Below are 12,240 nucleotides of genomic sequence, written 5' to 3' on the forward strand. Positions count from 1 at the left end.
CCTCGGCATCCGTCCGCGGGCGCCGCATCAGGGCACAAAAAAGGGGAGGGGTGGGCCCTTGGGGAAAGCCCACCCCTCCCGGTCTCCGCGGGACGCGCGACCCCCCGATCACGCGTCCCGGGTCTCAGCGCGCCGCGTCCCCCCGACGCGGACGCGCGGCATCGAGGACGACGCCACGGCGCGGACGGCGTCGACGCGGAAGCCCCCCGGCATCCACGTCGACGGCGATTCGTCCATCGCCGGCAGGAGCGAGAGGCGCGCGGCCGGAGATCCCGTACCGCGGCGAGTGTGCTCGGGTCCCCCGAACGTCCCCCATAAATCCACGAGCAGCGCTCATGCCCCCACAACCTGTCACCGTGCACACACGCATTCTCTGCGTGGTGCGGCGGAACGAACCCCCACAGTTCGTCCAGTCGGTCTCAGCCCCCCGGCGTCGTACTGACCAAGGTCGACGCTAAGCGGTCCGGGTCCCGGCGTCAAGTCGGTTTTGATCTCGTTTTCGACACGGCACGACGAAGGGTCGGATGCCGTGGCATCCGACCCTTCTCGAACTCAGTTGCCGATGGCGCCGTCGACCTGGTCGCGCACCTCGTCGACCTTCGCGTCGAACTGGTCCGGGGCGACCTTCTTGACGAAGTCGGCCGCGGCGTCGAGGACGCTGTCGCTGACCTCCTCCGCCTTGTCGGAGTGGATCACCTCGTCGATCTTGTCCTTGTTCTGCTCGAGGAACTGCTTCCCCTGATTCACGATGTCATCCAGCCCCATGGCCGTCCCCTCTTCGTCGATCGATGCGGCGCGGGCGCGCTCGCTGCCATTCTGGCCGCAGACGACGTCGAGCAATAGGGGGCGGACCCCCGGAAACGACGACGCCTCCGGGAGCGCGAGGCTCCCGGAGGCGTCGTCGGTGCGAAGTGCTTACTTCAGGATCTTGGTGACGGTACCGGCACCGACGGTGCGGCCACCCTCACGGATCGCGAAGCCGAGGCCCTCTTCCATGGCGATCGGCTGGATCAGCTCGACCGACATCTCCGTGGTGTCGCCGGGCATGACCATCTCGGTGCCCTCGGGCAGCGTGATGACGCCGGTGACGTCGGTGGTGCGGAAGTAGAACTGCGGGCGGTAGTTCGTGAAGAACGGGTTGTGACGGCCACCCTCCTCCTTGGAGAGGATGTACGCGGTGCCCTCGAAGTCGGTGTGCGGCGTGACCGAACCCGGCTTGACGACGACCTGACCACGCTCGACGTCGTCACGCTTGGTGCCGCGCAGGAGCAGACCACAGTTCTCGCCGGCCCAGGCCTCGTCGAGCTGCTTGTGGAACATCTCGATACCGGTGACGATCGTCTTCTGCGTCGGGCGGATGCCGACGATCTCGACCTCGGAGTTGATCGCCAGCGTGCCACGCTCGGCGCGGCCCGTGACGACCGTGCCACGGCCGGTGATCGTGAAGACGTCCTCGATGGGCATGAGGAACGGCTTGTCCTTGTCGCGCACCGGGTCCGGGATGGACTCGTCGACGGCGTTCATCAGCTCGACGATCGACTCGACCCACTTCTCGTCGCCCTCGAGAGCCTTCAGGCCCGAGACGCGCACGACGGGGGCGTTGTCGCCGTCGAAGTCCTGCGAGCTGAGGAGCTCACGGACCTCGAGCTCGACGAGCTCCAGGATCTCCTCGTCGTCGACCATGTCGCTCTTGTTGAGCGCGACGAGCAGGTAGGGCACGCCGACCTGCTTGGCGAGCAGGACGTGCTCACGCGTCTGCGCCATCGGGCCGTCGGTGGCGGCGACCACGAGGATCGCGCCGTCCATCTGAGCGGCACCGGTGATCATGTTCTTGATGTAGTCGGCGTGGCCGGGCGCGTCGACGTGCGCGTAGTGGCGCTTCGGGGTCTCGTACTCGACGTGCGAGATGTTGATCGTGATACCACGCTGACGCTCTTCGGGAGCCGAGTCGATCGACGCGAAGTCACGCTGCACGTTGGTCGCCGACGGGTACTTGTCGGCGAGCACCTTCGAGATGGCAGCGGTGAGCGTGGTCTTGCCGTGGTCGACGTGACCGATCGTTCCGATGTTGACGTGCGGCTTGGTCCGCTCGAACTTGGCCTTGGCCACTGGGTCCTCCTCAGGACATTCGTGTAGAGGTTCCGGGCGCTGGATTGCGACCGGTGCTCTACGGGGATGGGTGTCAGTCTAGACGACTGGGTCTGTATTCAGTTTGTGCGGATGCTGTGCGCGGGGCCGTCTGCGCAGACGGCCCTGCGCACGGCATCCAGAGCGTTACTCGCCCTTGTTCTTCTGGACGATCTCGTCGGCGACGGCCTTGGGGACCTCGGCGTACGAGTCGAACTCCATCGAGTACACGGCCCGGCCCGAGGTCTTCGAGCGCAGGTCGCCGATGTAGCCGAACATCTCCGACAGCGGGACGAGCGCGCGGACGATCTTGATGCCCGAGCCGTCCTCCATCGACTGGATCTGGCCACGACGCGAGTTGAGGTCGCCGATGACGTCGCCCATGTACTCCTCGGGCGTGCGCACCTCGACGGCCATCAGCGGCTCGAGGATGGCGGGGGCGGCCTTGCGGACGGCCTCCTTGAAGCCCATCGAGCCGGCGATCTTGAACGCCATCTCGGACGAGTCGACGTCGTGCGATGCACCGTCGAGCAGGATCGCCTTGACGCCCACGATGGGGTAGCCGGCGAGCACGCCGACGTTCATCGCGTCCTGGAAGCCCTGGTTGGTCGGCTCGATGTACTCGCGCGGGATACGGCCACCGGTGACCTTGTTCTCGAACTCGTACGTCTTGTCGGCCGTGACCTCGAGGGGCTCGAGCGCGAACTGGATCTTCGCGAACTGGCCCGACCCACCGGTCTGCTTCTTGTGGGTGTAGTCGTGGCGCTCGACGGCCTTCTTGATCGTCTCGCGGTAGGCCACCTGGGGCTTGCCGACGTTGGCCTCGACCTTGAACTCGCGCTTCATGCGGTCCACGAGGATGTCGAGGTGCAGCTCGCCCATGCCCTTGATGACCGTCTGACCGGTCTCGGGGTTGAGCTCGGTGCGGAAGGTCGGGTCCTCTTCGGCCAGCTTCTGGATCGCGGTGCCCAGCTTCTCCTGGTCGGCCTTGGTCTTCGGCTCGATGGCGACCTCGATGACCGGCTCGGGGAAGGTCATCGACTCGAGGACGACGGGCTCGGCGGGGTCGGCCAGGGTGTCACCGGTGGTGGTGTCCTTGAGGCCGATCACGGCGTAGATGTTGCCCGCGGTGACCGAGTCGACCGGGTTCTCCTTGTTGGCGTGCATCTGGAAGATCTTCCCGATGCGCTCCTTCTTGCCCTTGGTCGAGTTGATGACCTGGGCGCCGGAGTCGAGGTGACCGGAGTACACGCGGATGTAGGTGAGGCGACCGAAGAACGGGTGCACCGCCACCTTGAACGCGAGCGCGGCGAACGGGTCGTTGGCGTCGGGGTGACGCTCGATGACCTTCTCCTCGTCCTTGGGGTCGTGCGCCTCGATGGCGGGCACGTCCAGGGGCGACGGCAGGTAGTCGACGACCGCGTCCAGCATCGGCTGGACGCCGCGGTTCTTGAACGCCGAGCCGCAGAGCACGGGGTACAGCTCGCCGCCGACGGTGAGCTTGCGGATCGCGCCCTTGATCTCGGCGAGCGTGAGCTCCTCGCCGCCGAAGTACTTCTCGAGCAGCGCCTCGTCGGTCTCGGCGACCGTCTCGAGCAGCTTCTCGCGGTACTCGGCCGCGCGGTCGGCCAGGTCGGCCGGGATCTCCTGGACCTCGTACTTGGCGCCCATGGTGACATCACCCTTGGCGTCGCCGGGCCACACCAGGGCACGCATCTCGACGAGGTCGATGACGCCGACGAAGTCGTTCTCGGCACCGATCGGCAGCTGCAGCACGAGCGGCTTGGCACCGAGGCGGTTCACGATGGTGTCGACGGTGAAGTAGAAGTCGGCGCCCAGCTTGTCCATCTTGTTGACGAAGCAGATGCGGGGCACGTCGTACTTGTCGGCCTGACGCCAGACGGTCTCGGACTGGGGCTCGACGCCCTCCTTGCCGTCGAAGACGGCGACCGCGCCGTCGAGGACGCGGAGCGAGCGCTCCACCTCGACCGTGAAGTCCACGTGGCCCGGGGTGTCGATGATGTTGATCTGGTGCTTGTTCCAGAAGCAGGTGACGGCGGCCGACGTGATCGTGATGCCGCGCTCCTTCTCCTGCTCCATCCAGTCGGTGGTCGAGGCGCCGTCGTGGGTCTCGCCCAGCTTGTGGTTGACACCCGTGTAGAACAGGATGCGCTCGGTCGTCGTCGTCTTGCCGGCATCGATGTGCGCCATGATGCCGATGTTGCGGACCTTGTTGAGGTCGGTGAGCACTTCTTGTGCCACGGGGTGTCCTTACGTGTGGTTTCGGGTTGCGGACGTTTCGACTCGGCTCTGCGAGCCTCGCTCAACGACCGGGGGGGTGGGCCCCGCCGGTCGTTGAGCGAGCGCAGCGAGTCGAAACGCGTTACCAGCGGTAGTGCGCGAAGGCGCGGTTCGACTCGGCCATCTTGTGGGTGTCCTCGCGGCGCTTGACCGCGGCACCGAGGCCGTTCGAGGCGTCGAGGATCTCGTTCTGCAGACGCTCGGTCATCGTCTTCTCACGACGACCCTTCGCGTAGCTGACGAGCCAGCGCAGCGCGAGGGTGTTCGCGCGGTGCGGCTTGACCTCGACCGGCACCTGGTAGGTCGAGCCACCGACGCGGCGGCTCTTGACCTCGAGGGTGGGGCGGACGTTGTCGAGCGCCTTCTTGAGCGTGGCGACGGCATCCTGGCCGTTCTTGGCCTCGACGCCCTTGAGGGCGTTGTAGACGATCGACTCGGCGAGCGACTTCTTGCCGTCGACGAGGATCTTGTTCACCAGCTGGGTGACGATCGGAGCACCGTAGACCGGGTCGTTGACGACGACGCGGCGAGGTGCGGGTCCCTTGCGAGGCATCGGACTCAGCCCTTCTTGGCGCCGTAGCGGCTACGGGCCTGCTTGCGGTTCTTGACGGCCTGGGTGTCCAGGGCGCCGCGAACGATCTTGTAGCGGACACCGGGGAGGTCCTTGACACGGCCTCCACGGACGAGCACGAGCGAGTGCTCCTGCAGGTTGTGGCCCTCACCCGGGATGTAGGCCGTGACCTCGGTGCCGTTGCGGAGCTTCACACGGGCGACCTTGCGCATGGCCGAGTTCGGCTTCTTGGGCGTGGTCGTGTAGACGCGGGTGCAGACACCCGCCTGCTGGGGGTTCGACTTCAGGGCGGGAGCCTTGGTCTTGGTGACCTTCGGCGAGCGACCCTTGCGAACCAACTGCTGAATGGTTGGCACGTTCTCTCCTCGTAAGTCCGTGCGGTCTTCTCGTCCGCACGGGTGCTGCACGGTGACAGCGATGGTGGTTTCACCACAGATCCACCGGCGCGGCGGTGTGCCGAGCGTGTGTGGTGGATATGCCGTGGGGGCGGCCTGTTCGCAGACCGGTCCCGCTGTGTGCACCCGCCCCCTCCGCAGGCCGTGGCACGGCGGAGGGCGCGCATACGCGCACACCCGGTCAATACTACGCCGTATGACGAACTCGGGCAAACGCGCCCGGTGAGTCGCCGCACGGCCCACGGATGCCGTCGCGCGGGCCCCCGCTCAGTGATCGAGACGCTGCAGATGGAACTCTTCGTCGCCCAGGAAGAAGCGCTCGCCGGCGTCGATCTTCGATCCGGGTTCGACCTCGACCTCCTCGCCCATCAGCGTGCGCACGAGCACGCCGTTGGTCGAGGCCAGATCGGTGATGGTCCACACGTCGTCGTGGCGTTCGAGGCGCGCATGCGTCTTCGAGACGGTGAGCGCCTCCCCCGGCACCGCGACCAGCTGCGCCCGCGGGAAGGCGGCGTCGCCGGAGGGTCGGCGCCCCAGGATGACGATGTCCGAGGTGATCGGCACGGGAGCGCCGGAGACCGGCACCAGCTGCCAGGTGGGCTTGCGGGCCCGGCGCGTGATGATCGTCTGATCGAGGTCGTCGTCGCCCGAGTCCCCGCGGCGGTGCTGGGCGGCGACGGCGCCCGCGGCCGAACGGGGCGACCCGGCGGCGGGCGAGCCGATGACCGCGGAGACCTCTCCCGACAGCTCCGGGAACCCGTCGGGCTCGTTCGGGGCGACCGCGAACGCCGGCCACGGGCGGGCGCGGCGCAGCTCGGGTTCCGGCGCCTCCGCGGACGGCCGGGCGGCGGCCGGCGGGGCGGCATCCGTCGCGGCCTCGGGCTCCGCACGGCGGGCGGGCGCGGGCTCGGGCACGGCGGCACGGGCCGCCGCCTCCGCCGCCGAGACGCGCTGGACGGGCGCGTCCGCCGGCGCGGCCGCCTGCTCCGACGGCGACGGCAGCGCCGTGCTGCGCCGGCCCGGCACGAAGTCGATGGGGGCGTCCTCGGTCACCGGCGGCATCGCGTGGCGCCACCCGGCGCCCGAGCTCGGCGGGAACGGCGACGGAGCGATCGCCGAGACGTCATCGATCTCCGACGGCCATGCGTCGTCGTCGGAGGGAGGGCCGGCCTCGGCGGACGAGGCGACGACGGCCGCGGCGGACACGGGCGCGGGCGCCGCGGGGCGCGTGGCCGCCGGCGGCGGGGAGGCGGCGGGCGACGGGCCCTCCGCGGCGGCGGGCTCGGGGGAGGCCGCCGGGGCATCCGCGACCGACGCACCCGGGACGAGCGGGGCATCCGCCGGGCGGTCGTCGAGGACGGACGCCGCGGACTCCGGCGGCGCGGTCGTCGTGTCGGGCGGGGTCCACTGCGCGGCCGGTGCGGAGGGCGGCGGCGCGAACAGGCGGACCAGGTCGTCGTCGGCCTCGTCCACGTCGGCGTCCGCGCGGCCGCGCGCGGGGTCGGCATCCGGGGCGGCGGCATCCGTGGGCGCGGCCAACGGCGGCTCCGGGACGAACGGCCCCGTCGGCAGCACGGAGACCACGACCGGCGCGGGCGATGCCGACTCGGCGGCGAAGACGCCGCCGAGGGTGGCGGCGCGCGACGCGCCCTCGGAACGCGATCCCCCGGCGCGGGCACCCAGCCAGCGGGCCGGACCGAAGCCGAGGATGCTCGCCCAGACGACGAACAGCACGGCGGAGACCACGGTCATGCCGGCGCCGTACCCGAATCCGGGGTTGATGCGGTGCGCGGCGACGATCAGCAGCACCCAGACCGCGACGGGGCCGAGGACTGGGACGAGCAGGAGCAGGATCAGCCACGGACTGAAGCCGCCCCACGCCAGCACCGTCGCCTGATTGAAGAACGGCACCCAGCCCTTCCAGGCCTCGTCGCCCATCTTCCGGAACATCGCCGCGAGCGCCAGGGCCGTCCAGACGTACAGGGCGAGCCCGACGCCGACGGCGACCAGGCCCAACAGGGCGCCGACGGAGTCGCCGATGGGTGCGTTCATGCGGTGCGCCGCGGGCGGGATGCCGCGCGACTCCCCCTCTCGAAGTGTGACCGGAACGATCGCGGGACGAACGATCTCAACGATACGGCCGCACGGAGCCGGCGCCACCGGGTCGGTGCGAGCGCGGTGCGTTCCTCGTCGACGATCCGCCAGAACGCATCGGCCTCGTCCGCGTCGATCACGCGCGCAGAGAACACCGCTTCGTCCGCGGCGCGCGCGAGGCCGCCGGCGGACGGGCGCGACAGCGCGGCGGCGATCTCGGTGCGCGTCGCGGCGGCCGGCAGCGGACGGCGCGCGTCGGTCGCGGCATCCAGGTACTCGTCCCATCCGCCCGCGATGCGCGCGGCCGGAACCTCCTGCCGCCGGCGGCGGCGACGGCGCACGGCCTTGGCGATCACGATCGCGAGGAAGGGCCCCGCCAGCACCAGCAGGACCGCGAGCACACCGCCGGCGACGCCCAGCGCGGTCCACAGTCCGCGCAGATCCAGAGCGTCGGAGCGGTCGGCGGGGGCGGCGGTGTCCTCCTGCGCGGGACGCTGCGGCTGCACCTCGTCGACGCCGTCGGGACGCACGGAGGTCGCGATCTGCGGGTCGGGCTGCTCCGTCACCTCGCGCTGCGGGGGGCGGGTGTGCTGCGGGGTCACGTCGACGGGGATCCACTCCCCCGTCGACGCGCGCACCTCGACCCAGGCCGACACGTCGCCGGCCCGGCACACCCCGTCCGTGCACGCGGCGGCATCCGGATCGGTCGACGATAGACGCGTGCCCACGACGATCCGCGCCGGGAAGCCGAGCTCGCGGGCGATGAGCGCGACGGCCACGGAGAACTGCTCGTCGTCGCCGACGGCGGCCACGAGGTCATCGGATGCCGCGGCGGCCGGGTCGGCCTCACGGGCCAGCAGCGCCGTGAACATGTCGTCGATGCGAGCGAGCGAATGGCCCGACGCGCTCGGGGCGAAGCGGTACCCGCCGGCGGCGGACAGCTCGCGCATCCAGGCGGCGCCGCCGTCCTGGCCCGTGAGGGCATGGCTGAGGTAGCCGCGCTCTCGCAGCAGGGCGACGAGCCCCTCCAGGGCCGCGCCTCCCGTGCCGGTCGCGTGCTGCTGCACCCACGTACGCAGGCTCGCCGGAGCCGCCGGCGCGCCGCCCGCGGCATCCGACGCTCCGCTCGCGGCGGACTGCCCGCCCGGCGCCGACACCGAGGCCAGCGTCGGCGCCGGCGGCACCGCGGCGCGCAGACGGTACTCGTCGCCGTCCTGCCAGGGGGCCGTCTCGACAGCGGCGTCGCGCGCGTCGCTCACGTAGAACCCGTCGGCGAGCACGCCGGCGCGCGGGCCCGTGAACGAGACGGATGCCACGACGCCCGCCGACGGCATCCAGAGCCCGTCCAGCGCCCCGATCGAGAAGACGGCGTCCACGGGGGCGCCGGCCGCCATCGGGCGCGCCGACGCGAGGCGCACGAACGGATCGCCGGCGGCGTCGGTGCGGAAGACGGCGCCGTCGTAGGCGTCGAGGACCGCCAGCCGCACCCGATCGGGGACGGCCTCGCCGGATACGCGGAAGAGCTCCTCGTCGATGCGCGCGTCCGCGAACAGGGCGCGGTACGAGCTCAGGGGGCTGACCGCGCGCGAGATCTCCTCCCGCGGGCCGGTCACGCCGCGCAGCACGTCGCGCTGTTCGGGGGCGGCGACTGCGGGGACGGCGAGCGCCACGACCGTGGCGATCGCGACCATCCCGGCCCCCAGCGCCGCACGCCGCAACGCGGGCCCTCGCCCGCGGGGCGGCGCCGCACCGAGGCGCGCGCCCGCGTCGTCGGCCGCACGACGCAGGGCGCGCCGCCGCCCGTCGCGCGTGCGCCACGCCAGCCACAGCACGCCGCTGAGCAGGACCCCCGCACCCACGGCCGTCTCGACCGGTGCGCGGAGCGTCACCGCGCCGACGACGAGCGGCGCGCTCACCTCGGCACGCCCGAACAGCAGTCCGAACGCCGCCATCGCGATGGCGACCGGCACGGCCAGGACCGCGAGCGCATCGGTGCGCCAAGAGAGCAGCAGCACGCTGGCGGTGCCGACGAGGAAGACGACGAGCGCGGGGACGAGGAGGTTGCGGTAGGAGCCGACGGGCAGCTCCACGGTCAGCAGGTCCTTCCACCCCCACAGCACACCGGCGCCCAGCTCGCCGAGTCCGTGCACGACGTCCTCCGCGGAGCCGGTGCGAGCCGGCACGGCCAGCGGTACACCCACGATCAGGATCGTCGCGGCGAGCAGTCCCGCGGCGGCCCACCCGCTCCAGCGCCGCCACGCCACGAGGGCCGCGACGGCCGCCGCGAGCACCGCGGCGACGGCGACGAGCAGCAGGAAGGCCGGCGAGCGGTAGAGGGGCCAGGCCGCCACCGCGGCGAGCACCACCGCCACGAGCGCGTAGATCCCGCCGGCGACGATCCTCATGAGCGTGCGCCTCTCAGCAGCAGCCCGGCGAGGTCCTCGATCGTGCCGATCGTGAGCACGGTCAGCGGACCGGCCGCCTGCGTGCGCGGATGCGCGCGCTCGTCGCAGACGACCGCGATCACCGCGGCATCCGCGGGGAAGGCGAGGGCCGCCAGACGCAGCGTCGCCAGCCCCACCCCGGAGCCCGCCACGAGGACGACGACGGACAGCCGCTCGTTCGCCTCCGCGGTGAGGCGACAGACCTCGGGGAAGGACATCGTCTCGGTGAGGCGCTCGACGCCGCTGAAGCCGTCCAGGACCACGCGCGGCGAGCCGGCGGGGATGTGGCGGATCGCGCGGAGGCGGCCGCGGACGACGCGCGGGATCTCGGCACCGACGACGATGTCGAGGTCGCGCGCGTCGTGCACGGCGCGCAGGGCCAGGGAGCCGGCCGCGCTGACGGCCAGCTCGAACTCGTCGTCCGAGGCGTACTCGCCCGCCGCGAGGCCGAGCACGACCGCCATCCGCGACCGCCGGGACTCTTCGTACTGGCGCACCATGAGCCGGCCGGTCTTGGCGGTCGACTTCCAGTGGATCTGGCGGCGGGCGTCTCCGGGCGCATACTCGCGGATGGCGTGGAAGGACATGTCGGCGTCGACGAGCCGCCGCGTGGCACTGCCGTCGAGGTCGCGGATGAGGCCCGCGCTCGACGAGGGGACGGCGACCGTGCGGGGGTGCACGAACAGCTCCTGCACCTCCTCGAACGCGTGCTCCCGGCGCAGCAGGCCGAGGGGATCCGAGCGGATCGTGGTCGCGGGGCCGATGCGCACGACGCCGCGACGCTGAGGGGGCAGCTCCAGGGCATGCCGCGACACCGCCCCGGGAGCGAGCAGCGGGACGCCGAACTCGACCAGGCCCGCCCCGATCGGCACGTCGATGCGCCCCGGAAGGGCCGTGCGCGACCCGACGTTGCGCACCTCGACCGTCGCCCGGGCGGGGGTTCCGGCCACGACCCGCAGCCGGTCGAGCACGAGGCCCACCTCGTACGCCCGTGCGTTCAGCAGGAACGGGATGCCGAGGATCAGGAGCGTCAGGGCCGCGACACCCGCGACGATCGCCTCGACCCAGCCGAAGACGATGCCCGCGGCGAGTCCCGCCGTGGCGGCGAGGATCACCAGCGCGCCCGCGGGACGAACGGTCGCGCGCGCCCACTGGACCACGACGTGCGCGCCGGCGCGCACGGTCGTCCACGCGCGCGACGCCCGCAGCGCCGCGCCGACGAGGCGACGGCCGCGGCGCGCGGTGACCTCCGTGCGCTCCCCGGTGAGGCCCCCGGCCGACGTCCGGGTGAGCCGCGACTCGGCCGGCAGGGCGCGGCTGTCGCCGAGCGTCACACCGGCTCCCGGCGGGTGGGCGGCGCGACGTCGAGCAGCACCTGCCCGACCACGGCCTCGGGCGTGACCCCGTCGAACTCGGCCTCCGCGTGCAGGATGAGGCGGTGGGCGAGGACCGGCACCGCCAGACGCTTCACGTCGTCCGGGGTGACGTAGGTGCGGCCGTGCGAGGCGGCGCTGGCCCGCGCCGCGCGCGTGAGCGCGAGGGCGCCGCGGATGCTCACCCCGAGGCGCACCTCGTCCGCGGCGCGCGTCGCGTCGACCATCCGGGCGATGTAGTCCAGGACGAGCGCGTCGACGTAGACGTCGGCGGCGAGCTCCGTCATCCCGACCAGCGCGCCGGGGGTGATCACGGCGGGCAGGTCCGCGATCGGCACCGCGGCGCGGTCGAGGATGCGGACCGTCGCCGCGTGGTCGGGGTAGCCGAGCGCCGTCCGCAGCAGGAAGCGGTCGAGCTGCGCCTCGGGCAACCGGTACGTTCCGGCCTGCTCGACGGGGTTCTGCGTGGCGAGCACGAGGAACGGCGCGCCGACCGTGCGCGAGACGCCGTCGATGGTGACGCGCCCCTCCTCCATGACCTCCAGCAGGGCGGCCTGCGTCTTGGGGCTCGCCCGGTTGATCTCGTCGGCGAGCACGATGTTGGCGAAGATCGGACCGGCGTGGAAGTCGAAGGCCCCCGTCTTCTGGTCGTACACGGTGATACCGGTGATGTCGCCCGGGAGGAGGTCGGGCGTGAACTGGATGCGCGTCGTCGTGCCCTGGACCGACTGCGCGACCGCGCGCGCGAGCGACGTCTTGCCCGTGCCCGGGACGTCCTCGATGAGCACGTGCCCCTCGCTCAGCATCGCCGTGAGCACGAGCTCGACGACGTGGCGCTTGCCGAGGACGGCGCGCTCGACGTTGTCGGCGAGCTGCGCGAACGTCTGCGCGAACCAGGTCGCCTGCTCGGTGGTGATCGTCATGGGGGACTCCGT

The 12,240-nt window shown here is 71.7% G+C and carries 9 protein-coding genes; all 9 read right to left on the bottom strand.

The window, feature by feature from the left end; genetic code table 11:
- Window positions 1–552: 552 nt before the first annotated feature.
- The gene (locus MHO01S_RS04530) at window positions 553–765 is read right to left on the bottom strand and encodes an Rv0909 family putative TA system antitoxin (RefSeq protein ID WP_060960346.1); all 213 of its coding nucleotides are present in this window, start codon (window positions 763–765) and stop codon (window positions 553–555) included.
- Window positions 766–915: 150 nt separating this feature from the next.
- Window positions 916–2,109, bottom strand: a complete 1,194-nt coding sequence (tuf, locus tag MHO01S_RS04535; RefSeq protein ID WP_060960249.1) for an elongation factor Tu — start codon at window positions 2,107–2,109, stop codon at window positions 916–918.
- A 165-nt stretch (window positions 2,110–2,274) separates the two neighbouring features.
- Window positions 2,275–4,389, bottom strand: coding sequence for an elongation factor G (gene fusA, locus MHO01S_RS04540; protein WP_060960248.1), 2,115 nt, complete (start codon window positions 4,387–4,389; stop codon window positions 2,275–2,277).
- Window positions 4,390–4,510: 121 nt separating this feature from the next.
- Window positions 4,511–4,981: a 30S ribosomal protein S7 gene (rpsG, locus tag MHO01S_RS04545; protein WP_005050524.1), complete on the bottom strand. Its 471-nt coding sequence runs from the start codon at window positions 4,979–4,981 to the stop codon at window positions 4,511–4,513.
- A 5-nt stretch (window positions 4,982–4,986) separates the two neighbouring features.
- Window positions 4,987–5,355, bottom strand: coding sequence for a 30S ribosomal protein S12 (gene rpsL, locus MHO01S_RS04550; RefSeq protein ID WP_017201609.1), 369 nt, complete (start codon window positions 5,353–5,355; stop codon window positions 4,987–4,989).
- A gap of 306 nt (window positions 5,356–5,661) precedes the next feature.
- A complete protein-coding gene (locus MHO01S_RS04555) occupies window positions 5,662–7,446 on the bottom strand; it encodes a DUF5684 domain-containing protein (RefSeq protein ID WP_061781884.1) in 1,785 nt (594 codons plus the stop codon).
- A complete protein-coding gene (locus MHO01S_RS04560; protein WP_061781885.1) occupies window positions 7,443–9,893 on the bottom strand; it encodes a transglutaminase domain-containing protein in 2,451 nt (816 codons plus the stop codon). The genes MHO01S_RS04555 and MHO01S_RS04560 overlap by 4 nt, the downstream gene beginning before the upstream one ends.
- Window positions 9,890–11,266, bottom strand: coding sequence for a DUF58 domain-containing protein (locus tag MHO01S_RS04565; RefSeq protein ID WP_082808026.1), 1,377 nt, complete (start codon window positions 11,264–11,266; stop codon window positions 9,890–9,892). Before MHO01S_RS04565 ends, MHO01S_RS04560 begins: the two co-directional genes overlap by 4 nt.
- On the bottom strand, window positions 11,263–12,228 hold the full coding sequence (locus tag MHO01S_RS04570) for an AAA family ATPase (protein ID WP_061781886.1): 966 nt from the start codon (window positions 12,226–12,228) through the stop codon (window positions 11,263–11,265). Before MHO01S_RS04570 ends, MHO01S_RS04565 begins: the two co-directional genes overlap by 4 nt.
- Window positions 12,229–12,240 lie beyond the last annotated feature (12 nt).

The organism is Microbacterium hominis NBRC 15708 (assembly GCF_001592125.1).
Classification (GTDB): Bacteria; Actinomycetota; Actinomycetes; order Actinomycetales; family Microbacteriaceae; genus Microbacterium; species Microbacterium hominis.